The sequence below is a fragment of the Pseudomonas sp. CMR5c genome (genome assembly GCF_003850545.1).
GTDB classification, from domain to species: Bacteria; Pseudomonadota; Gammaproteobacteria; order Pseudomonadales; family Pseudomonadaceae; genus Aquipseudomonas; species Aquipseudomonas piscis.
Map to the genome: position 1 here is coordinate 114,503 of NZ_CP027705.1, position 23,075 is coordinate 137,577.

Genomic DNA, 23,075 nt, shown 5'->3' on the forward strand with positions numbered 1-23,075 from the left:
CTATTGGACGAGAATTGCCTGCGCCAGTTCAAGGTCGCCGGCATGCAATTTCGCCGGGGCTGCGCGCAGGTATTTCAGCGCGGATTCCAGGCGGGCGCCACGCAGTTGGCCGTCGGTTGCAACGAAGGCGGCGGCATCATCCTGGGCGGCGAGTAGCAGTTTATGGTCGAAGGGCGCGGAGGTCACCTGGCTTGTGGCGTAGACGCTGACGACCGAGCCTTGGGTGATCAGGTCGAATGCCTGGGCCGGGTTGGCCCAACAGATCAGGAGCAGTACTGGAGTGGAAAAGGCAATACGAAACAAACCTGTGGATCCCGGTAGCTGAAAACCAGCGCAAAGGCTAGCGCAACGGGGCGCCAAGGACCAGCGCAGAGCGGTTCAGGTGCGCTGGGGCACCTGGACCGGGCACACCTCAGATCGCCAGGATGGCTTGGGCCAACTGGGTATCGGTGGCCTGCTGCAGCTGTGGCGCTTGCTGGCGGATGTGGGCGAAGGCGCTTTCCAGCTTCACCCCGCGAATGGCGCCATCGGTGGCGACGAAGCTGGCGGCGTCGTCCCGGGCGGCGCGAACGATCTTGTTGTCACGCAGTGAGGAGGTGGCGTCGGAGGTGGCATCCGAGGTGGCCTTGAGTGCACCGACAATGGCGTCGGTGGTAACGATCAGGCTGCTGGCGTGGGCGTTGGCGGCCAGGGCCAGCAGGGCTGCGGCGCTAAGCAGGCGGAGACGAGGCATGGGTAACTCCTGTGGATGAACAGACAATGAAAGGCGCTGAGTGATACGCCGGGCAGCCACTGCAAGGTGCTGTGTCCGATTGCTCTGACGCAGCACGGGAGGAACTAGCCACGTCATGCCCGATATTAGGCCTCGTCGTTGCGTTCGCCCAGAGCTGTTCAGGTTCGCCAGAACGGTTTTTGCAGCTCCGCTGTCCTGTCGCAGTGGCTGATGCCGCTGTCCGCCAGTTCACGTTCGTCCAACTGGGCCAGGAGCTTGCGGGTCCTGGCCCGTTCGCCCATGTGCGCGATGGCGCTCAACCAGGCGTACCAGGGATTCGGGCCCTTGGCGGGTTGTGGGTGGCTGGCGGTCGAATGGGTTGGCGAGTCCATGATGGGTTCCTCTATGAGGCGTCTAGCCCGTGGTTTGGAAGCTTCATCATGCGAGGAGCGAATGGTCCCTGGCAGATACACCAGTGTTAAATTGTACTGGTGCAATTTTTGTTTATTTAAAACTGTACCTGTTCCGGTTTGCCTGGCTGTATTCCAGGTTCCAGCGGCCATGAAGCACAAGACCCGCCGCGGTTTCCCGCGGCGGGTCTTGTGTATGCGATTCGGGGTGCTGGCGGTGGACCCGGTGGGTCAGGGCCAGCGACGCTGAGTTAGCGCCAGAACGGCTTGCTCAGCTCTTCGTAGCGTTGCGCTTCGCTGATCCCGGCATCGGCCAGCAGACGCGAATCCAGGCGAGCCAGTTGATGGCGGCTGGAGATGCGGCGCTGCCACAGCATCAGGTTGGCGAGAACGCGCAGAGGCAGGGAAGCCTGGGATTTAACAGCCTTGTCTTCGAAGAACAGTTCGGAACTGAGTGTACGTTCCATGGTTGACATCCTTCCGCTTGTGGCGGGATCAGGTAGTGGTTTAACTGGTGCCCATGATCCTCTTCCGGCGCAAGACTCTGTAGATACAGTTCACCTGTATTGTGAAAGACCAGTTAACTGTTTATAGGGGCTGTACTGTTCCGAAATGGCGCAACTGTACCTGTCAGCACCTTTTTGGTGCATTTCGTGGGTTTTTGATCGATGAAGGGCGATTTCAGGCGGGGAAAAGACCGGTACAGCAGTACAGTTTTTGTAACTGACTGACGATGGAGCCGGCGGACTGACGCAACTGTGCTTGCGTCAGCCGCCGACTGTATTCATCACTCGGCGAGCATCTTCCCGGTTTCTTCCAGGTTGATGTGCCAGCTCAGGGCTTCACGCAGGATGTGCGGGGTGTGGCCACCCAGGGCGCAGGCCTTGGTGAAGTAATCGTTGAGGGCGTCGCGGTAGGACGGATGCACGCAGTTATCGATGATCACCCGTGCCCGCTCCCGTGGCGCCAGGCCGCGCAGGTCGGCCAGGCCGATCTCGGTGACGAGGATGTCGACGTCGTGCTCGGTGTGGTCCACATGGCTGACCATGGGTACCACGCTGGAAATCGCGCCACCCTTGGCGATCGACTTGGTGACGAAGATCGCCAGGTGCGCGTTACGGGCGAAGTCACCCGAGCCGCCGATGCCGTTCATCATCTTGGTGCCGCAGACGTGGGTGGAGTTGACGTTGCCGTAGATGTCGAACTCCAGCGCAGTGTTGATACCGATGATGCCCAGGCGCCGCACCACCTCGGGGTGGTTGGAGATCTCCTGCGGGCGCAGCACCAGCTTGTCCTTGTAGCGCTCCAGGTTGCCGAACACATCGGCGTTGCGCCGGCTCGACAGGGTGATGGAGCTGCCCGAGGCGAAGCTCAGCTTGCCGGCGTCGATCAGGTCGAAGGTCGAGTCCTGCAGCACTTCGGAGTACATCGTCAGGTTTTCGAAGGGCGACTCGATCAGGCCGCACATCACCGCGTTGGCGATGTTGCCGATACCGGCCTGCAGCGGGCCGAGCTTGTTGCTCATGCGCCCGGCTTGTACTTCCCGCTTGAGGAAGTCGATCAGGTGGTTGGCGATGCCCTGGGTCTCGCTGTCCGGGGTCGAGACGGTGGACGGCGAGTCGGACTGGTCGGTGATGACGATGGCGGCGATCTTGTCCGCCGGGATCGGGATGGCGGTGCTGCCGATGCGGTCGTCGACCTTCACCAGCGGGATCGGCGTACGGGTTGGGCGATAGGTCGGGATATAGATGTCGTGCAACCCTTCCAGGTTCGGGTTGTGCGCCATGTTGATCTCGACGATCACTTGCTTGGCGAAGATCGCGAAGCTGGCGGAGTTGCCCACCGAGGTGGTCGGCACGATATGCCCCTGCTCGGTGATGGCTACTGCCTCGATCACGGCGATGTCCGGCAACTTGAGCTGCTGGTTGCGCAGTTGTTCGACGGTTTCCGACAGGTGCTGGTCGATGAACATCACCTTGCCGGCGTTGATCGCCTTGCGCAGGGTGCTATCCACCTGGAACGGCATGCGCCGGGCCAGCACGCCGGCCTCGGTCAGTTCCTTGTCCAGGTCGTTGCCCAGGCTGGCGCCGGTCATCAGGCTGATTTTAAGCGGTGACACCTTGGCCCGTTCGGCCAGGGCATGGGGCACGGCCTTGGCTTCACCGGCGCGGGTGAAGCCGCTCATGCCGACGGTCATGCCGTCCTCAATCAGAGCGGCAGCGTCTGCGGCGCTCATCACCTTATCCAACAACGAAGGCAAGCGGATACGATCACGGTACATGGATTGTTATCTCGGGCAACGAAAGCAAGAAGCGCAGTCTAGTGATTTCCAGAAAAAACGCCCCGCGACAAAGGTCGAATGAAAGGCCCTGTCCTAGAGCCTTCCGTCGGCTTTCTGGAGTAAATAAAAAACCCCAGCCTACTAAAGGCTGAGGTCTTGGGTATTGCGCTACGGCAGGATTATTCGACGGCCTTGACCATGTCCTCGATGACTTTCTTGGCGTCGCCGAAGACCATCATGGTCTTGTCCAGGTAAAACAGTTCGTTGTCCAGGCCGGCATAACCGCTGGCCATGGAGCGCTTGTTGACGATGATGGTCTTGGCCTTGAAGGCCTCGAGGATCGGCATGCCGGCGATGGGCGACTTCGGATCGTTCTTCGCCGCCGGGTTGACCACGTCGTTGGCGCCGAGCACCAGTACCACGTCGGCCTGGCCGAACTCGGAGTTGATGTCCTCCATCTCGAACACCTGGTCGTACGGCACTTCGGCCTCGGCCAGCAGCACGTTCATATGGCCAGGCATGCGCCCTGCCACCGGGTGGATCGCGTACTTCACGGTCACGCCACGATGGACCAGTTTCTCGGTGAGTTCCTTCAATGCGTGCTGGGCGCGTGCCACCGCCAGGCCGTAGCCGGGCACGATGATCACGGTGTCGGCGTTGGTCAGCAGGAAGGTCGCGTCGTCGGCCGAGCCGGACTTCACCGGACGGGCCTCCTGGGCGCCTGCCGGACCACCGGCATCGGCGCTGTTGCCGAAACCGCCGAGCAGCACGTTGAAGAACGAGCGGTTCATCGCCTTGCACATGATGTAGGAGAGGATCGCGCCGCTGGAGCCCACCAGGGAGCCGGCGATGATCAGCATCGAGTTGTTCAGCGAGAAGCCGATACCCGCCGCGGCCCAGCCCGAGTAGCTGTTGAGCATCGACACCACCACCGGCATGTCGGCACCGCCGATGGGGATGATGATCAGCACGCCCATGACGAAGGCCAGGGCCAGCATCAGGGCGAAGGCGCCCAGGTTGCCGGTGATCATGAAGGTGACGCCCAGGCCGATGGTGGCCAGGCCCAGTACCAGGTTCAGCTTGTGCTGGCCGGCGAACTGTACCGGTGCGCCCTGGAACAGGCGGAACTTGTACTTGCCCGACAGCTTGCCGAAGGCGATCACCGAACCGGAGAAGGTGATGGCGCCGATGGCCGCGCCGAGGAACAGCTCCAGGCGGTTACCGGTCGGGATCGAGTCGCCCAGGTGCTTGACGATGCCCAGGGACTGCGGCTCGACCACGGCGGCGATGGCGATGAACACCGCGGCCAGGCCGATCATGCTATGCATGAAGGCCACGAGCTCAGGCATCTTGGTCATTTCGACGCGCTTGGCCATGATCGAACCGGCGGTGCCGCCGATCAGCAGGCCGACGATCACATAGCCGATGCCGGCGGTGGCGAGCTCGGCGCCGAGCTTGTAGATCAAGCCGACGGTGGTCAGTACCGCCAGGGCCATGCCGAGCATGCCGAACAGGTTGCCGCGGCGCGACGTAGTCGGGTGCGAAAGGCCCTTGAGCGCCTGGATGAAGCACACCGAGGCGATCAGGTAGAGGGTGGTTACCAGGTTCATACTCATTACTTCTGCACCTCTTCTTTGGCTTTGGGCGCTTTCTTCTTGAACATTTCCAGCATGCGGCGGGTGACCAGGAAGCCACCGAACACGTTGACCGCGGCCAGGGCCACGGCCAGGGTGCCCATGGTCTTGCCCAGCGGAGTCACGGTCAGGGCGGCGGCCAGCATGGCGCCGACGATGACGATCGCGGAAATGGCGTTGGTCACCGCCATCAGCGGCGTGTGCAGTGCGGGTGTGACGTTCCAGACCACGTGGTAACCGACATAGATCGCCAGCACGAAGATGATCAGGTTGTAGATACCGGGGGAGATGAGCTCTTCCATCGTCTGAATCCCTGCTTAGGCGTTTTTGCGGATGACTTGGCCGTCGCGGCACATCAGGCACGCGGCGACGATGTCGTCTTCGAGGTTGACTTCGAACTGCCCTTCTTTAGTGAAGACAAGCTTCAGGAAGTCCAGCAGGTTACGGGCGTACAGGGCCGAGGCATCGGCGGCCACCGCGCCGGCGAGGTTGGTCGGGCCGACGATGGTCACGCCATGCTCGATCACCACCTGGTCAGCCACGGTCAGCGGGCAGTTGCCGCCTTGGGCGGCGGCCAGGTCGATGACCACCGAGCCGGGCTTCATCTGGGCCACGGTATCGGCGCTCAGCAGTGTCGGCGCCTTGCGGCCCGGGATCAGGGCCGTGGTGATGACGATATCGGCCTGCTTGGCGCGCTCGTGCACGGCCAGGGCCTGGCGCTGCATCCAGCTGGCTGGCATGGGGCGAGCGTAGCCACCGACGCCTTCGGCGCATTCGCGTTCTTCGTCGGTTTCGTAGGGCACGTCGACGAACTTGGCGCCCAGGGACTCGATCTGCTCCTTCACCGCCGGGCGCACGTCGGAAGCCTCGATCACCGCACCCAGGCGCTTGGCCGTGGCGATGGCCTGCAGGCCAGCCACGCCGGCGCCGAGGATCAGCACGCGGGCAGCCTTCACGGTGCCGGCGGCGGTCATCAGCATCGGCATGAAGCGCGGGTAATAGTGGGCTGCCAGCAACACTGCCTTGTAGCCGGCGATGTTGGCCTGGGAGGACAGCACGTCCAGGCTCTGGGCCCGGGAGGTGCGCGGCGCGGCTTCCAGGGCGAAGGCGGTGATCCCGCGCTCGGCCAGCTTGGCAATGGTTTCATTGCTGAACGGGTTGAGCATGCCCACCAGGACGGTCCCGCTCTTGATCAGGGCCAGTTCGCTGTCGTTGGGAGCCACGACCTTGAGGATCAGCTCGGCGCCGAAGGCATCGTTGGCGCTGCCAATGGTTGCCCCTGCCGCTTCGTAGGCACTGTCCAGCACGCTGGCATTGATGCCGGCGCCGCTTTGCACGGTGACCTTATGACCCTGGCCGATCAGCTTCTTGATGGTTTCCGGGGTTGCAGCAACCCGTGTTTCACCCGTCTGGGTTTCGAGAGGAACACCAATGTGCACGTCAAATCTCCTGCTTGATCTTATTGCTTGCGATCTTTCTTAGAAGGCCAGCGCACTACGCAGGGGCGCTGGGGCGGCCGATCAGCACGATCCCGCTGAAATCACAGCGGGGCGCGGCATTTTGCAGGCGAACTTTGAGGCCTTCAAGGAATTCTGACTAGTGACGGAAAATTAACTACAAGTCACCCCGTGACCGAATGTCGCAACCATCAGGGGTAAAGCCTTGCAGGCTGTGGCTTTCAAGGCTTTTACCGCAAATTTAAGTTTTTTCGCATCGGTGACATGAATGCTCACACATTGCCTACCAATAAACCCTACAACCCGCGTGGTTAGCTGCTTGGAGAAGGTTTTTGCTAGGTGTCGGTACAGTCTGCCTAAATGCGACAAATAGTTATATCTGTAGTGTTTTATTTTTTCTGACTACGGGGTCAATTATGGCTGGAGGCCTCAGTTTTCCAAGGTATAGCTGTGTGCCTGGCGTACCAGCCAATCGCGAAATGCCCGCAATGAAGCTGACTCCACCTTCCGTTCGGGAATCATCAGGTAGTACGCCTTGATGCTCGACAGGGCCTTGGGGTTGGCGATCACCAGGCGCTTCTCCGCCAGTTCGCGCTGGATCAGGAACGGCGGGATCAAGGCGATGCCCATGTTGTGCATGGCTGCCTGGGCGAGCATTGAGAATAGCTCGTAGCGTGGGCCTGTCATGTCCCGTGGGACGCTCAACTGCTGGGAGTTGAACCACTGGCGCCAGGCGTAGGGCCGGGTGGTCTGCTGTAGCAAGGGCAGCTCGGCAATGGCTTCGGGGGATAACTGTTGAAGTTCGCCCAGCATGGCCGGGCTGCATACCGGCATGGGGTGTTCATCCATCAGGCGGTGTGACTGGGTGCCGGACCAGTCGGCGTCGCCGAAGTAGATGGCAGCGTCGAAGGGAGTATCGGCGAACAGGAATGGCCGGGTGCGGTTGGTCAGGTTGACCGTGACGTCCGGATGCCGTTGCTGGAAGTCCTTGAGGCGTGGCAGCAGCCATTGGGTGCCGAAGGTCGGGACCACGGCCAGTTCGATGACGTTGGCGCCCTGCTGCCCCATCACCGATAGCGTGTCGCGTTCCACCGCATCCAGCTGGGTGGCGACCCGGCGACTATAGGACAGGCCGGCCTCGGTCAGCTTGACCCCGCGTCGGGAGCGGCGGAACAGCTCGACGCCGAGGAACTCCTCCAGGCTGGCGATCTGGCGGCATACCGCGCCCTGGGTCAGGGAAAGTTCCAGGGCGGCCTTGGTGAAGCTCTCGTGACGGGCGGCGGCTTCGAAGCTGATGAGTGCGGCGGTGCTGGGGATTTTTCTGCGCATGTACGGCAATCTCACTAATGAATGCTGTAAATGGCACTTGACGCCATTTCGAAGTGAGAAATTAGCACAACAGTATGCGAAATCCTCGTTTGCCCGGGGGGACGACCAGGCCTAGGATCAATCCACGATAGTTGGCCTACTTCACGAGGACTCTCCCATGGGCGGCAAAGCAAGCTTCAACTGGATCGATCCCCTTCTGCTGGATCAGCAACTGACCGAAGAAGAGCGCATGGTGCGCGACAGCGCCGAGCAGTTTGCCCAGGGCAAGCTGATGCCGCGGGTCCTGGAGGCTTTCCGCCATGAGCAGACCGATCCGGCGATCTTCCGCGAGATGGGTGAAGTGGGCCTGCTGGGCGCGACCATTCCCGAGCAATACGGCGGCAGTGGCCTGAATTATGTGTGCTACGGCCTGATCGCCCGTGAAGTGGAGCGTGTGGATTCCGGTTACCGCTCGATGATGAGCGTGCAGTCGTCCCTGGTGATGGTGCCGATCAACGAATTCGGCACCGAGGCGCAAAAGCAGAAGTACCTGCCGAAGCTGGCTTCCGGTGAGTGGATTGGCTGCTTCGGCCTGACCGAACCCAACCATGGCTCCGATCCGGGCGCCATGGTGACCCGTGCGCGCAAGGTGGATGGCGGCTACAGCCTGACCGGCAGCAAGATGTGGATCACCAACAGCCCGATCGCCGATGTGTTCGTGGTCTGGGCCAAGGATGACGCTGGCGATATCCGTGGCTTTGTCCTGGAGAAAGGCTGGAAGGGCCTGAGCGCCCCGGCTATCCATGGCAAGGTCGGCCTGCGGGCGTCGATCACCGGCGAGATCGTCATGGACAACGTATTCGTGCCGGAAGAGAACATCTTCCCTGATGTGCGCGGCCTCAAAGGTCCGTTCACCTGCCTGAACTCGGCGCGCTACGGCATTTCCTGGGGCGCCCTGGGTGCCGCCGAGTTCTGCTGGCACACCGCTCGCCAGTACACCCTCGATCGCCAGCAGTTCGGCCGTCCCCTGGCGGCGACCCAGCTGATCCAGAAGAAGCTGGCGGACATGCAGACCGAGATCACCCTCGCCCTGCAAGGCTGCCTGCGCCTGGGCCGGATGAAGGATGAAGGCACCGCGGCGGTGGAAATCACTTCGATCATGAAGCGCAACTCCTGCGGCAAGTCCCTGGAGATTGCCCGCATGGCCCGCGACATGCTGGGCGGCAACGGTATCTCCGACGAGTTCGGCATCGCCCGTCACCTGGTGAACCTGGAGGTGGTCAACACCTATGAAGGCACCCATGACGTGCATGCGCTGATCCTGGGGCGCGCACAGACCGGTATCCAGGCGTTCTATTAATAGGAGAGCGGCCATGGGCGCGTTATCGCATCTGCGGGTACTGGATTTATCGCGGGTCCTGGCCGGGCCATGGTCCGGCCAGATCCTGGCGGACCTGGGGGCGGAGGTCATCAAGGTCGAGCGTCCGGGCAACGGTGACGATACCCGTGCCTGGGGCCCGCCCTTCTTGAAGGACGCCTATGGCGAGAACACCACGGAGGCCGCCTATTACCTGTCGGCCAACCGTAACAAGCAATCGGTGACCATCGACTTCACCCGCCCGGAGGGCCAGCAACTGGTGCGCGAACTGGCGGCCAAGTCGGACATCGTCATCGAGAACTTCAAGGTGGGCGGCCTGGCGGCCTATGGCCTGGACTATGAGTCGCTGAAGGCGGTCAATCCGCGCCTGATCTATTGCTCGATCACCGGGTTCGGCCAGACGGGGCCTTATGCCAAGCGGGCGGGTTATGACTTCATGATCCAGGGGTTGGGTGGGCTGATGAGCCTGACTGGCCGGCCCGAAGGTGAAGAAGGTGCCGGGCCGGTGAAGGTCGGCGTGGCCTTGACCGACATCCTGACCGGGCTCTATTCGACGGTGGCGATCCTGGCGGCCCTGGCCCACCGGGATCAGGGTGGCAGCGGGCAGCATATCGACATGGCGCTGCTGGATGTCCAGGTCGCGTGCCTGGCGAACCAGGCGATGAACTACCTGACGACGGGAGTCGCGCCCAAGCGCCTGGGTAATGCCCATCCTAATATAGTGCCCTATCAGGATTTTCCGACGGCAGATGGCGACTTCATCCTTACCGTGGGTAATGACGGGCAGTTTCGCAAGTTTGCCGAAGTGGCGGGCCAGCCGCAGTGGGCGGATGACCCTCGGTTCGCCACCAACAAGCTGCGGGTGGCCAATCGCGCGGTGCTGATTCCTCTGATCCGCCAGGCGACGGTATTCAAGACTACGGCGCAGTGGGTCAGCCAGCTGGAGCAGGCTGGGGTGCCGTGCGGGCCTATCAACGACCTGTCCCAGGTGTTTGCCGATCCGCAGGTGGTGTCCCGTGGCCTGGCTGTGGAGTTGCCGCATGCCTTGGCGGGGATGGTGCCCCAGGTGGCCAGTCCGATTCGTCTCTCTGAGACGCCGGTGGAATATCGTCAGGCCCCTCCTCTGTTGGGTGAGCATACGCAGCAAGTTCTGCAGCGCGTGCTGGGTATGCAGGCCGAGGCCGTGGATAGCTTGAAGCAGTCGGGAGTGTTGTAGAGCCTTCCTTCTTATATATAGAGAAGCGCTTTGCGTTCCATGTAACGCTGCCCGGGACAGCCTTTTACGGGGTTTTGGGGATTATTCATGGAAATCTGAAAATAAGTGTTGACGGCGAGTTTAATGTCTCTATAATTCGCCCCACTTCCGGCGCAGTCGAAACGGAAAACTCCTTGAAATTCAACGAGTTACGAAGATTTCGGCAGCGGTCACGCTTCAGTTCATCGAAGTCCGAAAGGAGCTGATAAGGCAGCGAAAGTAGCCTTGTTAGCGTTTCGATCCTCTCGATCGAAAGCGGTTAAAAAGAGGTGTTGACAGCAGCGTGTAACGCTGTAGAATTCGCCTCCCGCTAACGAGAGATCGAAAGCGCAAGTGGTTGAAGTTGCAAAGGAAACTTTGAAAACTTCTTAAAAAAATCACTTGACAGCAAATGAGGCTGCTGTAGAATGCGCGCCTCGGTTGAGACGAAAGATCTTAACCAACCGCTCTTTAACAACTGAATCAAGCAATTCGTGTGGGTGCTTGTGTAGTCAGACTGATAGTCAAAAAGATTATCAGCATCACGAGTGACCATGCGAGAAATCACATAGTCATTTGAGATTGCTGAGCCAAGTTTAGGGTTTCTTAAAAACCCAAGCAGTATTGAACTGAAGAGTTTGATCATGGCTCAGATTGAACGCTGGCGGCAGGCCTAACACATGCAAGTCGAGCGGATGAAGTGAGCTTGCTCACGGATTTAGCGGCGGACGGGTGAGTAATGCCTAGGAATCTGCCTGGTAGTGGGGGATAACGTTTCGAAAGGGACGCTAATACCGCATACGTCCTACGGGAGAAAGCAGGGGACCTTCGGGCCTTGCGCTATCAGATGAGCCTAGGTCGGATTAGCTAGTTGGTGAGGTAATGGCTCACCAAGGCGACGATCCGTAACTGGTCTGAGAGGATGATCAGTCACACTGGAACTGAGACACGGTCCAGACTCCTACGGGAGGCAGCAGTGGGGAATATTGGACAATGGGCGAAAGCCTGATCCAGCCATGCCGCGTGTGTGAAGAAGGTCTTCGGATTGTAAAGCACTTTAAGTTGGGAGGAAGGGCAGTAAGCTAATATCTTGCTGTTTTGACGTTACCGACAGAATAAGCACCGGCTAACTCTGTGCCAGCAGCCGCGGTAATACAGAGGGTGCAAGCGTTAATCGGAATTACTGGGCGTAAAGCGCGCGTAGGTGGTTTGTTAAGTTGGATGTGAAAGCCCCGGGCTCAACCTGGGAACTGCATCCAAAACTGGCAAGCTAGAGTATGGTAGAGGGTGGTGGAATTTCCTGTGTAGCGGTGAAATGCGTAGATATAGGAAGGAACACCAGTGGCGAAGGCGACCACCTGGACTGATACTGACACTGAGGTGCGAAAGCGTGGGGAGCAAACAGGATTAGATACCCTGGTAGTCCACGCCGTAAACGATGTCAACTAGCCGTTGGGGTCCTTGAGACTTTAGTGGCGCAGCTAACGCATTAAGTTGACCGCCTGGGGAGTACGGCCGCAAGGTTAAAACTCAAATGAATTGACGGGGGCCCGCACAAGCGGTGGAGCATGTGGTTTAATTCGAAGCAACGCGAAGAACCTTACCAGGCCTTGACATGCAGAGAACTTTCCAGAGATGGATTGGTGCCTTCGGGAACTCTGACACAGGTGCTGCATGGCTGTCGTCAGCTCGTGTCGTGAGATGTTGGGTTAAGTCCCGTAACGAGCGCAACCCTTGTCCTTAGTTACCAGCACGTTATGGTGGGCACTCTAAGGAGACTGCCGGTGACAAACCGGAGGAAGGTGGGGATGACGTCAAGTCATCATGGCCCTTACGGCCTGGGCTACACACGTGCTACAATGGTCGGTACAGAGGGTTGCCAAGCCGCGAGGTGGAGCTAATCCCACAAAACCGATCGTAGTCCGGATCGCAGTCTGCAACTCGACTGCGTGAAGTCGGAATCGCTAGTAATCGCGAATCAGAATGTCGCGGTGAATACGTTCCCGGGCCTTGTACACACCGCCCGTCACACCATGGGAGTGGGTTGCACCAGAAGTAGCTAGTCTAACCTTCGGGAGGACGGTTACCACGGTGTGATTCATGACTGGGGTGAAGTCGTAACAAGGTAGCCGTAGGGGAACCTGCGGCTGGATCACCTCCTTAATCGACGACATCAGCTGCTTCATAAGCTCCCACACGAATTGCTTGATTCATTGAAGAAGACGATAGAAGCAGCTTTAAGCTCCAAGCTGATAGCTCCAAGCTAACAGTTACAAGCTCGAAATTGGGTCTGTAGCTCAGTTGGTTAGAGCGCACCCCTGATAAGGGTGAGGTCGGCAGTTCGAATCTGCCCAGACCCACCAATTTTGTTATGGGGCCATAGCTCAGCTGGGAGAGCGCCTGCCTTGCACGCAGGAGGTCAGCGGTTCGATCCCGCTTGGCTCCACCATAAACTGCTTCTGAAAGCTTAGAAATGAGCATTCAAATCGAATGTTGATTTCTAGTCTTTTGATTAGATCGTTCTTTAAAAATTTGGGTATGTGATAGAAAGATAGACTGAACACTACTTTCACTGGTAGTGGATCAGGCTAAGGTAAAGTTTGTGAATTCAAACTTTCGGCGAATGTCGTCTTCACAGTATAACCAGATTGCTTGGGGTTATATGGTCAAGTGAAGAAGCGCATACGGTGGATGCCTTGGCAGTCAGAGGCGATGAAAGACGTGGTAGCCTGCGATAAGCTTCGGGGAGTCGGCAAACAGACTTTGATCCGGAGATCTCTGAATGGGGGAACCCAACCATCATAAGATGGTTATCTTGCACTGAATACATAGGTGCAAGAGGCGAACCAGGGGAACTGAAACATCTAAGTACCCTGAGGAAAAGAAATCAACCGAGATTCCCTTAGTAGTGGCGAGCGAACGGGGACTAGCCCTTAAGCTTCTTTGATTTTAGCGGAACGCTCTGGAAAGTGCGGCCATAGTGGGTGATAGCCCTGTACGCGAAAGGATCTTAGAAGTGAAATCGAGTAGGACGGGGCACGAGAAACCTTGTCTGAATATGGGGGGACCATCCTCCAAGGCTAAATACTACTGACTGACCGATAGTGAACTAGTACCGTGAGGGAAAGGCGAAAAGAACCCCGGAGAGGGGAGTGAAATAGATCCTGAAACCGTATGCGTACAAGCAGTGGGAGCAGACTTTGTTCTGTGACTGCGTACCTTTTGTATAATGGGTCAGCGACTTATATTCAGTGGCAAGCTTAACCGAATAGGGGAGGCGTAGCGAAAGCGAGTCTTAATAGGGCGTTTAGTCGCTGGGTATAGACCCGAAACCGGGCGATCTATCCATGGGCAGGTTGAAGGTTAGGTAACACTGACTGGAGGACCGAACCGACTACCGTTGAAAAGTTAGCGGATGACCTGTGGATCGGAGTGAAAGGCTAATCAAGCTCGGAGATAGCTGGTTCTCCTCGAAAGCTATTTAGGTAGCGCCTCATGTATCACTCTAGGGGGTAGAGCACTGTTTCGGCTAGGGGGTCATCCCGACTTACCAAACCGATGCAAACTCCGAATACCTAGAAGTGCCGAGCATGGGAGACACACGGCGGGTGCTAACGTCCGTCGTGAAAAGGGAAACAACCCAGACCGTCAGCTAAGGTCCCAAAGTTATGGTTAAGTGGGAAACGATGTGGGAAGGCTTAGACAGCTAGGAGGTTGGCTTAGAAGCAGCCATCCTTTAAAGAAAGCGTAATAGCTCACTAGTCGAGTCGGCCTGCGCGGAAGATGTAACGGGGCTCAAACCATACACCGAAGCTACGGGTATCACGTAAGTGATGCGGTAGAGGAGCGTTCTGTAAGCCTGTGAAGGTGAGTTGAGAAGCTTGCTGGAGGTATCAGAAGTGCGAATGCTGACATGAGTAACGACAATGCGAGTGAAAAACTCGCACGCCGAAAGACCAAGGTTTCCTGCGCAACGTTAATCGACGCAGGGTTAGTCGGTCCCTAAGGCGAGGCTGAAAAGCGTAGTCGATGGAAAACAGGTTAATATTCCTGTACTTCTGGTTATTGCGATGGAGGGACGGAGAAGGCTAGGCCAGCTTGGCGTTGGTTGTCCAAGTTTAAGGTGGTAGGCTGAAATCTTAGGAAAATCCGGGATTTCAAGGCCGAGAGCTGATGACGAGTTACCTTTTAGGTGACGAAGTGGTTGATGCCATGCTTCCAAGAAAAGCTTCTAAGCTTCAGATAACCAGGAACCGTACCCCAAACCGACACAGGTGGTTAGGTAGAGAATACCAAGGCGCTTGAGAGAACTCGGGTGAAGGAACTAGGCAAAATGGCACCGTAACTTCGGGAGAAGGTGCGCCGGTGAGGGTGAAGGACTTGCTCCGTAAGCCCATGCCGGTCGAAGATACCAGGCCGCTGCGACTGTTTATTAAAAACACAGCACTCTGCAAACACGAAAGTGGACGTATAGGGTGTGACGCCTGCCCGGTGCCGGAAGGTTAATTGATGGGGTTAGCGCAAGCGAAGCTCTTGATCGAAGCCCCGGTAAACGGCGGCCGTAACTATAACGGTCCTAAGGTAGCGAAATTCCTTGTCGGGTAAGTTCCGACCTGCACGAATGGCGTAACGATGGCGGCGCTGTCTCCACCCGAGACTCAGTGAAATTGAAATCGCTGTGAAGATGCAGTGTATCCGCGGCTAGACGGAAAGACCCCGTGAACCTTTACTATAGCTTTGCACTGGACTTTGAGCTTGCTTGTGTAGGATAGGTGGGAGGCTTTGAAGTGGGGACGCCAGTTCTCATGGAGCCATCCTTGAAATACCACCCTGGCAACCTTGAGGTTCTAACTCAGGTCCGTTATCCGGATCGAGGACAGTGTATGGTGGGTAGTTTGACTGGGGCGGTCTCCTCCTAAAGAGTAACGGAGGAGTACGAAGGTGCGCTCAGACCGGTCGGAAATCGGTCGCAGAGTATAAAGGCAAAAGCGCGCTTGACTGCGAGACAAACACGTCGAGCAGGTACGAAAGTAGGTCTTAGTGATCCGGTGGTTCTGTATGGAAGGGCCATCGCTCAACGGATAAAAGGTACTCCGGGGATAACAGGCTGATACCGCCCAAGAGTTCATATCGACGGCGGTGTTTGGCACCTCGATGTCGGCTCATCACATCCTGGGGCTGAAGCCGGTCCCAAGGGTATGGCTGTTCGCCATTTAAAGTGGTACGCGAGCTGGGTTTAGAACGTCGTGAGACAGTTCGGTCCCTATCTGCCGTGGACGTTTGAGATTTGAGAGGGGCTGCTCCTAGTACGAGAGGACCGGAGTGGACGAACCTCTGGTGTTCCGGTTGTCACGCCAGTGGCATTGCCGGGTAGCTATGTTCGGAAAAGATAACCGCTGAAAGCATCTAAGCGGGAAACTTGCCTCAAGATGAGATCTCACTGGGATCTTGAATCCCCTAAAGGGCCGTCGAAGACTACGACGTTGATAGGTTGGGTGTGTAAGCGCTGTGAGGCGTTGAGCTAACCAATACTAATTGCCCGTGAGGCTTGACCATATAACACCCAAGCAATTTGCGAACTCGACAGAGACCAGATTGCGGTGTGTGAAGATGACCAACCGAAAGTTTGACACACAAACCTATTACATACCCATTCGCTGGAACGTTGCCCAAACAACGGCTCAGCTACAGAATTTCTTGACGACCATAGAGCATTGGAACCACCTGATCCCATCCCGAACTCAGCAGTGAAACGATGCATCGCCGATGGTAGTGTGGGGTTTCCCCATGTGAGAGTAGGTCATCGTCAAGATTAAATTCCGAAACCCCAACTGCGAAAGCAGTTGGGGTTTTGTCTTTATGTAGAAGCTACTGATTTTGCTGATACGTTTGACTTCTAGGTCAGACGGATCAGACACAGAATTTCTTGACGACCATAGAGCATTGGAACCACCTGATCCCATCCCGAACTCAGCAGTGAAACGATGCATCGCCGATGGTAGTGTGGGGTTTCCCCATGTGAGAGTAGGTCATCGTCAAGATTAAATTCCGAAACCCCAACTGCGAAAGCAGTTGGGGTTTTGTTTTTCCAGGTCAGAAAACCAGGGCGAGCCAAAGCCCTCGGGCATTCCTTTTCCCGGCGTGCTCCTCGCAGCCTTAGTGCCGACCCCAGCCATGCGCAAGCCGATCATCCAGGCCCATGCTTCAGCTCCTCGGCCCAGCCCAGCCATGGCTATCCCCCGGTTTCGCCTACTGCACTTCGAGGCTGTCCTGCAGGGGTAACCTCACGGCGACTTATCCACAGCCCTTGGCCGCGGTGCTATTCCTCCAGGCGATGCCATGCCTGCTCCTTCCTGTGGACAAGTCTCCCAACCCAAGAGCCACGACTGCTCTAGCGTGCCATTCGGCGGGATTCTGATAATTCAGGCGAGTAATTCAGATAATTCCCTAAGGGTTCGAGGATTCTTGCCGACAGAGTGTTGAGACATGCGTGCACCAAGTAGAGCGGTCAGAGAATGTCGCCTGCGCTGTTACCTGGAATGTTGCATTCCGTACGCATCCCCACTTTCGGCATAAGAAGTCCCATGAAATGAATCTCAAGTTCAGCCATAAAATCCTTTTGGCCGCCTCTGGCGTAGTGGTTCTGGCTTTTGCGTTGTTCACTCTGTACAACGACTACCTGCAACGCACTACCATTCGACAGAACCTCGAATCCTCCATCCAGCAAGCCGGCGAGCTCACTTCCAGCAGTGTGCAGAACTGGATGAGCGGACGGATCCTGGTGCTCGAGAACCTGGCGCAGAACGTCGCTCACCAGGGGCATAACGCTGACTTCCCGGGCCTGGTCGACCAGCCAGCCTTCACCACGAACTTCCAGTTCACCTATGTTGGCCAGGCCAATGGAACCTTCACCCAGCGTCCCGACGCGAAGATGCCCGACGGCTACGATCCACGCCAGCGTCCCTGGTACAAGCAAGCTGTCGCTGCCGACAAGACCATGTTGACTCCGCCTTATATGGCGGCCGTCGGTGGCCTGGTAGTGACCATCGCCATGCCGGTGAAGAAACAGGGCGAGTTGCTGGGCGTGGTCGGTGGTGACCTGAGCCTGGAGACCCTGGTCAAGATCATCAACTCGGTGGACTTCGGCGGCCTCGGCCATGCCTTCCTGGTCAGCGCCGACGGTCAGGTGATCGTCAGCCCGGACAAGGACCAGGTGATGAAGAACCTCAAGGACATCTACCCTGGCGCCAACGTACGGATCGAGAACGGCAACCAGGAAGTGGTCCTGAACAAACAGGAGCGCATTCTCTCCTTCACTCCGGTGACCGGCTTGCCGAACGCCGAGTGGTACATCGGCCTGTCCATCGACAAGGACAAGGCCTACGCGCCGCTGAGCCAGTTCCGCACCTCGGCGCTGATTGCAATGTTCATCGCCGTGGGCACGATCGCCGTGCTGCTGACCCTGCTGATCCAGGTTCTGATGCGTCCACTGGTGACCATGGGTCGTGCGATGCAGGATATTGCCCAGGGCGAGGGCGACCTGACCCGCCGCCTGGTGGTGGCGAGCAAGGACGAGTTCGGTGAACTGGGTAGCTCCTTCAACCAGTTCGTGGAACGCATTCACGCCTCGATCTCCGAAGTGTCCTCGGCCACTCGCCAGGTCCACGATCTGTCCCAGCGCGTAATGACCTCGTCCAACGCCTCGATCATCGGCTCCGACGAGCAGAGCGCCCGTACCAACAGCGTAGCGGCAGCGATCAACGAACTGGGTGCCGCCACCCAGGAAATCGCCCGTAACGCTGCCGATGCCTCCGAGCACGCCAGTGGCGCCAGCGATCAGGCCGACGACGGGCGCCAGGTGGTCGAGCAGACCATCCAGGCGATGACCGAGCTGTCGCAGAAGATCAGCCTGTCCTGCACCCAGATCGAGACCCTGAACGCCAGCACCGACAACATCGGGCACATCCTCGACGTGATCAAGGGCATCTCCCAGCAGACCAACCTGCTGGCACTCAACGCCGCCATTGAAGCGGCCCGCGCCGGTGAAGCCGGCCGTGGTTTCGCCGTGGTGGCCGACGAGGTGCGCAACCTGGCGCATCGCACCCAGGAATCGGCGGAAGAGATCCACAAAATGATCACTTCCCTGCAGATCGGTTCCCGCGAGGCGGTGTCGACCATGAACGCCAGCCAGGCCTCCAGCGAAGAGAGCGTCGAAGTGGCCAACCAGGCCGGTGCCCGCCTGATCAGCGTGACCCAGCGCATCGGCGAAATCGACGGCATGAACCAGTCGGTGGCTGCTGCGACCGAGGAGCAGACCGCGGTGGTGGAAGCCCTCAACATCGACATCAGCCAGATCAACCTGCTGAACCAGCAAGGTGTCGCCAACCTCAACGAAACGCTGAAGGATTGCGATGCCCTGTCGCAACAGGCCAGCCGCCTGAAGCAACTGGTCGACAGCTTCAAGATCTGAAGCCCGCCCCGGGGTTTCCAAAGCCCGTTCCTGCCTCATGGCAGGGCGGGCTTTTTCATGGCCGGGATTCAGCCCAGGGGTTCGCCTAGCAGCCCCAGGTGGGTATTGATCACCTGCAGCAGGCGCTGGCGTTGGGACTTGATGAAGAAGTGGTTGCCCAACACCTCGATCAGCTCGAACTCACGAGTGGTGAACTCTCGCCAATTGAGCATGTGGCTGGCGGTCGCCAGTGGGTCCTCGCTTCCGTAGAAGGCCGTCAGCGGTACGTTGAGGCAGCCGCTGGAGGTGTCGTACCAGGTTTCGAAGAGCTTCAGGCCGGTACGCAGCAATTGCTCATAGGCTTGCAGGTCGTCCTGTCCACGGGGGATCTCCAGGGGACTGCCGCCCAGGGTCAGGATCGCCTCGCGAAAGGCCGCATCGGGCAGGGTATGCAGCAGGGGGCGACGAGGCAGGCTGTCAGGGCTGCGACAGCCGGAGACGAACAGGTGACGGGTCTGCCGGGGGAACCGCTCCTGGGCGTATTTGCTGGCCTCATAGGCCAGCAGCGCCCCCAGGCCGTGGCCGAACAATGCATGGGGCTTCTGCAGCCAAGGGGACAGCGCCGCGAAGGTATTTTCCAGCAGGCTCGGCCAGTCGTCACAGGGGGCTTCGTAGCGCCGTGGGCCATGCCCCGGCAAGTTCACCACCACCAGTTCGATATGGTCGGCCAACCCGCTGGACCAGACTCGCAGCTGCTCGGCGGCCGCCCCGGCCTGGGGAAAACAGATCAGGCGGATCTGCGTGGCTTGTCCAGAGTTGACCACCAGGGTCCATTGTCGGGTATCGGTATCCACAGCTTTTCCTTAAGCATGGGGGCCGGCAGTTCCTCTCCCGGCGCGACAGGGCACTAAAATAGTGGCTGATGCTGCTCAATGCACGCGCTCGTCAGGCTCTCGTGCACAGCAGGCGACGGCTGCCCGCTGCGGAGCACATTCTGCCGGTGACTGATTTCAAGGTGCCATTGTTTTTTGCCGGGCCAGCCTTCACCATCAGCCGATTCACGATAGCTCCCATGGATGCGACGCATTGGCGGCACGTTTAGCTCTTTCCCGGACCCTGCGCTGGTTCGGCTCGGCATTGCTGCTGGCCGGCATGCTGTTGGGCGGCCTGCACGCCGACTGGGACTTCTCCCTGATCAGCCGGCGGGCTACGGCGCTCTATGGGCCCCTGGGCGAAGGCCAGCAACGCATCGACGCCTGGCAGCACCTGCTGGCGACCCAAAAGCAGGTGGCCGAGCGCGAGCAACTGAAGGTGGTCAACTTGTTCTTCAACAAGAACATGCGATATGTCGAGGACATCGACCTCTGGCACCAGGTGGACTACTGGGAAACACCGATCGAGGCCTTGTGGAAGGGCGCCGGCGACTGCGAGGACTATGCCATCGCCAAGTACTTCAGCCTGCGCCGCCTTGGGGTCTCCAGTGACAAATTGCGCATCACCTACGTCAAGGCCCTGCGCCAGAACCGCGCGCACATGGTCCTGACCTACTATTCCACCCCGGACGCCATGCCGCTGGTACTCGACAGCCTGGAAGACTCGATCCGCCCGGCCAGCGAACGGACCGACCTGTTGCCGGTGTACTCCTTCAATGCCGAAGGGCTGTGGCTGCCGGGAGCCAAGGGCAACAAGCGCGTCGGTGATACCAAGCGCCTGTCGCGCTGGCAGGATGTACTGAAGAAAATGCAGGCCGAAGGATTCCCGGTCGAGACGACTAACTAGGAGCACGAGCCCAGATGTCTTTGTTCAAACAACTGCTGATCGCAATCTGCGTGTTCCTGGTGGTGGCCTTCAGCGGCAGCTTCATGGTCAGCCTGGAAAGCTCGCGCACCCAGTACGTCAACCAACTGCGCTCCCATGCCCAGGATGCGGCCACCGCCCTGGCCCTTTCGCTGACGCCGAACATCGACGATCCGGCGATGGTCGAGCTGATGGTCAGCTCCATCTTCGACAGCGGCTACTACGCCAGCATCCGGGTGGTGGACCTGGCCACCGACAAGACCATCGTCGAGCGCAGCGGTATTCCCGAGGTGGGCAACGTGCCCCAGTGGTTCGTCAGCCTCATCGGCCTGGAGCCGGCCGGTGGCGATGCCATCGTCAGCCGCGGCTGGGAGCAGGCGGCCCGGGTCGAGGTGCTCAGCCACCCGATGTTCGCCGTGGCCAAGCTGTGGCAGAGCGCCCTGGGCAGCCTGGGCTGGCTGCTGATCTGCGGAGCGGTGAGCGCGGTGCTCGGGGCGCTGTTGTTGCGTCGTCAACTGCGGCCGTTGGACTACATGGTCAAGCAATCCCATGCCATTGCCCGGCGCGAGTTCCTCAGCCTGCCGGAGCTGCCGCGGACTCCCGAGCTGCGCCGGGTGGTACAGGCCATGAACCAGATGGTCGAGAAGCTCAAGGCGCTGTTCCAGGAGCAGGCCGAGCGCAGCGAAAAACTGCGCGCCGAGTCCTACCAGGACAGCCTTACCGGGTTGGCCAACCGGCGATATTTCGAAATGCAGCTGCATGCCCGGGTCAGCAACCCGGAGCAGGCCAGCTCCGGCTACCTGTTGCTGTTGCGGGTCAAGGATCTGGCCGGACTGAACCAGCGCCTGGGCGGTCAGCGCACCGACCAGTTGCTGGTGGCGGTGGGTGAACAGCTGCTGCGCGAATGCGACAAGTACCCCGAGACCCACAACCTGGTCACCCGGGTCCGTGGTGGCGAGTTCGCGGTGCTGGCCCCGGGCCTGGTGCGTGAGGAAGCCATCCAGTTGGCGCAGAACCTGGACAGCGCCCTGGGCAACCTGCACGCCACGGGTGCCACCGATGTGGCGTCGGTCGCGTCCATTGGCCTGGCGGCCTTTGCCCATGGCGACTCGCCGCAAGCGGTGCTCAGCCTTGGCGACCAGGCCCTGGCCCAGGCCGAGGCCCAGGGCGAGGCCAGCTGGGCCTGTCTTGACCAGAGTGCCAGCGCCCAGGTCGGGGACGATCACCATGCCTGGCACAAGCTGCTGGACCAGGCCCTGTCGCAGCGGCGCTTCCAGCTGTATTTCCAACCGGTGGTGGCGGCCCGGGATACCTCGCTGGTACTGCACAACAAGGTGTTGTCGCGGTTGCTCGACGAACAGGACCAGACCATCCCCGCCGGGCGCTTCCTGCCCTGGCTGGAGCGTTTCGGCTGGACCTCGCGCCTGGACCTGCTGATGCTCGAACAAGTGCTCGGGCACCTGGCAGGCCATTCCGAGGCCCTGGCGTTGAACCTGTCGGCCGCCACCCTGGCCGATCCGCATGCACTTAACCGGGTCTTCGATCTTCTGCGCCAGCACGCCGACCTGGGTCCTCGCCTGACCCTGGAGATCGGCGAGGAGCAATTGCCGGACCAGGCCCGCCTGGAGCAATTGACCCGGCAACTGCGGGAGCTGGGCTTCTCCCTCAGCCTGCAGCGTTTTGGCGGTCGCTTCAGCATGATCGGCAACCTGGCGCGGCTGGGCCTGGCCTACTTGAAGATCGACGGCAGCTACATCCGCGATATCGACCAGGAAAGCGACAAGCGCCTGTTCATCGAAGCCATCCAGCGTGCCGCCCACAGCATCGACCTGCCGCTGATCGCCGAGCGGGTCGAGACCCAGGGCGAGCTGCAGGTGATCCGTGAAATGGGCTTGTTCGGAGTACAGGGACAGTTGTTCGGCGAACCTGCACCCTGGAACTGAGGAACCGGATCACGCCCCGCCGGCAGGCCGGTAGGGCGGATTCAGATCAATCCGGTTTCATCATCGTTGATCAAGCGGCTCAAGCCACCTAGCGCCTCACGGGCGTTGCTGCGGTCCAGCAGCTTGACCTGGGCCGCTTCCGGCAAGTCGGTGATGCGGATCACGCCCTTGCTGGTCAGGATCTGGATCAGGTCGTCCAGCACCCGGATCATATCCAGATCACTGTGCTTGAGTTGCTTCAGGCTGACTTCCACCGCCTCGTTGGCGTACCAGGTCTGGATCTCGTGGTGGTCGGCGGGCAGCGTCTCGGTGGCTTCGGCGTAAGCGGCGGCTTCCACGCGAATCAGCTGACCTTGTGCATCGCGTTGCACGTAGAACATGGCATATCCCTCAGGCATTTTTCTCAGCGTCTAGCCGCCGGCAGCATGGGCCAACGCGGTACTCAGGAGGCGAGTATGCGTTGTGCCGGGCC

Annotated in this window: 16 protein-coding genes, 2 tRNA genes, 4 rRNA genes and 1 pseudogene; 12 read left to right on the plus strand and 11 right to left on the minus strand. The window is 59.3% G+C overall.

Annotated elements, in window-relative coordinates:
* The 9 genes from C4K40_RS00580 to C4K40_RS00620 form a co-directional block, all read right to left on the minus strand.
* Nucleotides 1-303, minus strand: a complete 303-nt coding sequence (locus C4K40_RS00580) for a DUF2388 domain-containing protein (RefSeq protein WP_022642734.1) — start codon at nucleotides 301-303, stop codon at nucleotides 1-3.
* Nucleotides 304-412: 109 nt separating this feature from the next.
* On the minus strand, nucleotides 413-733 hold the full coding sequence (locus C4K40_RS00585; protein WP_022642735.1) for a DUF2388 domain-containing protein: 321 nt from the start codon (nucleotides 731-733) through the stop codon (nucleotides 413-415).
* Nucleotides 734-891: 158 nt separating this feature from the next.
* Nucleotides 892-1,104 carry a DUF1127 domain-containing protein gene (locus C4K40_RS00590; protein ID WP_022642736.1) on the minus strand — a complete coding sequence of 71 codons (213 nt, stop codon included), beginning with the start codon at nucleotides 1,102-1,104 and terminating at the stop codon, nucleotides 892-894.
* Nucleotides 1,105-1,373: 269 nt separating this feature from the next.
* The gene (locus C4K40_RS00595) at nucleotides 1,374-1,589 is read right to left on the minus strand and encodes a DUF1127 domain-containing protein (RefSeq protein WP_022642737.1); all 216 of its coding nucleotides are present in this window, start codon (nucleotides 1,587-1,589) and stop codon (nucleotides 1,374-1,376) included.
* A 320-nt stretch (nucleotides 1,590-1,909) separates the two neighbouring features.
* Entirely contained in the window at nucleotides 1,910-3,403 is a 1,494-nt protein-coding gene (locus C4K40_RS00600; RefSeq protein WP_031321048.1) for an acetyl-CoA hydrolase/transferase family protein, read from the minus strand.
* Nucleotides 3,404-3,582: 179 nt separating this feature from the next.
* Entirely contained in the window at nucleotides 3,583-5,019 is a 1,437-nt protein-coding gene (locus C4K40_RS00605) for an NAD(P)(+) transhydrogenase (Re/Si-specific) subunit beta (RefSeq protein ID WP_053137949.1), read from the minus strand.
* Nucleotides 5,019-5,339 carry an NAD(P) transhydrogenase subunit alpha gene (locus C4K40_RS00610; RefSeq protein ID WP_003233786.1) on the minus strand — a complete coding sequence of 107 codons (321 nt, stop codon included), beginning with the start codon at nucleotides 5,337-5,339 and terminating at the stop codon, nucleotides 5,019-5,021. Before C4K40_RS00610 ends, C4K40_RS00605 begins: the two co-directional genes overlap by 1 nt.
* Nucleotides 5,340-5,354: 15 nt before the next feature.
* Complete coding sequence (locus C4K40_RS00615; protein ID WP_022642740.1) at nucleotides 5,355-6,476, minus strand: Re/Si-specific NAD(P)(+) transhydrogenase subunit alpha; 1,122 nt, start codon at nucleotides 6,474-6,476, stop codon at nucleotides 5,355-5,357.
* A 447-nt stretch (nucleotides 6,477-6,923) separates the two neighbouring features.
* On the minus strand, nucleotides 6,924-7,823 hold the full coding sequence (locus C4K40_RS00620; protein ID WP_022642741.1) for a LysR family transcriptional regulator: 900 nt from the start codon (nucleotides 7,821-7,823) through the stop codon (nucleotides 6,924-6,926).
* A 157-nt stretch (nucleotides 7,824-7,980) separates the two neighbouring features.
* Between C4K40_RS00620 and C4K40_RS00625 the strand changes: the two genes are divergently transcribed.
* The 10 genes and pseudogenes from C4K40_RS00625 (at nucleotide 7,981) to C4K40_RS32130 (ending at nucleotide 18,884) form a co-directional block, all read left to right on the plus strand.
* Nucleotides 7,981-9,162 (plus strand): acyl-CoA dehydrogenase, encoded by a 1,182-nt coding sequence (locus tag C4K40_RS00625; protein WP_022642742.1) that lies wholly within the window; start codon nucleotides 7,981-7,983, stop codon nucleotides 9,160-9,162.
* Between the two features lie 13 nt (nucleotides 9,163-9,175).
* Complete coding sequence (locus C4K40_RS00630) at nucleotides 9,176-10,396, plus strand: CaiB/BaiF CoA-transferase family protein (RefSeq protein WP_053137952.1); 1,221 nt, start codon at nucleotides 9,176-9,178, stop codon at nucleotides 10,394-10,396.
* Nucleotides 10,397-11,040: 644 nt separating this feature from the next.
* Nucleotides 11,041-12,577, plus strand: a 16S ribosomal RNA gene (locus tag C4K40_RS00640).
* A gap of 123 nt (nucleotides 12,578-12,700) precedes the next feature.
* Nucleotides 12,701-12,777: transfer RNA gene (locus C4K40_RS00645), tRNA-Ile, on the plus strand.
* A 10-nt stretch (nucleotides 12,778-12,787) separates the two neighbouring features.
* A tRNA-Ala gene (locus C4K40_RS00650) sits at nucleotides 12,788-12,863 on the plus strand.
* Nucleotides 12,864-13,078: 215 nt separating this feature from the next.
* Nucleotides 13,079-15,970, plus strand: a 23S ribosomal RNA gene (locus C4K40_RS00655).
* A 140-nt stretch (nucleotides 15,971-16,110) separates the two neighbouring features.
* Nucleotides 16,111-16,226 (plus strand): 5S ribosomal RNA (rrf, locus tag C4K40_RS00660).
* A 113-nt stretch (nucleotides 16,227-16,339) separates the two neighbouring features.
* Nucleotides 16,340-16,455 (plus strand): 5S ribosomal RNA (gene rrf / locus C4K40_RS00665).
* The 16S, 23S and 5S rRNA genes sit together here with 2 tRNA genes alongside, the layout of an rRNA operon.
* Before the next feature lie 548 nt (nucleotides 16,456-17,003).
* A pseudogene (locus C4K40_RS32125) lies at nucleotides 17,004-18,029 on the plus strand (cache domain-containing protein); the annotation flags it as partial.
* A 69-nt stretch (nucleotides 18,030-18,098) separates the two neighbouring features.
* On the plus strand, nucleotides 18,099-18,884 hold the full coding sequence (locus C4K40_RS32130; protein WP_371263538.1) for a methyl-accepting chemotaxis protein: 786 nt from the start codon (nucleotides 18,099-18,101) through the stop codon (nucleotides 18,882-18,884).
* Between the two features lie 68 nt (nucleotides 18,885-18,952).
* Here C4K40_RS32130 and C4K40_RS00675 read toward each other — a convergent pair whose 3' ends face one another.
* Nucleotides 18,953-19,717 (minus strand): thioesterase II family protein, encoded by a 765-nt coding sequence (locus tag C4K40_RS00675; RefSeq protein ID WP_022643049.1) that lies wholly within the window; start codon nucleotides 19,715-19,717, stop codon nucleotides 18,953-18,955.
* 232 nt (nucleotides 19,718-19,949) lie between these two features.
* On the opposite strand from C4K40_RS00675, the gene lapG reads away from it, so the two are divergent.
* Together lapG and lapD are read left to right on the plus strand one after the other, a co-directional pair.
* Nucleotides 19,950-20,642: a cysteine protease LapG gene (gene lapG / locus C4K40_RS00680; protein ID WP_031321178.1), complete on the plus strand. Its 693-nt coding sequence runs from the start codon at nucleotides 19,950-19,952 to the stop codon at nucleotides 20,640-20,642.
* Nucleotides 20,643-20,656: 14 nt separating this feature from the next.
* Nucleotides 20,657-22,603 carry a cyclic di-GMP receptor LapD gene (gene lapD, locus C4K40_RS00685; protein WP_053138924.1) on the plus strand — a complete coding sequence of 649 codons (1,947 nt, stop codon included), beginning with the start codon at nucleotides 20,657-20,659 and terminating at the stop codon, nucleotides 22,601-22,603.
* A 41-nt stretch (nucleotides 22,604-22,644) separates the two neighbouring features.
* Here the strand turns inward: lapD and C4K40_RS00690 are convergent, their stop codons facing one another.
* Nucleotides 22,645-22,983 (minus strand): hypothetical protein, encoded by a 339-nt coding sequence (locus C4K40_RS00690; RefSeq protein ID WP_022643052.1) that lies wholly within the window; start codon nucleotides 22,981-22,983, stop codon nucleotides 22,645-22,647.
* Between the last annotated feature and the right edge of the window lie 92 nt (nucleotides 22,984-23,075).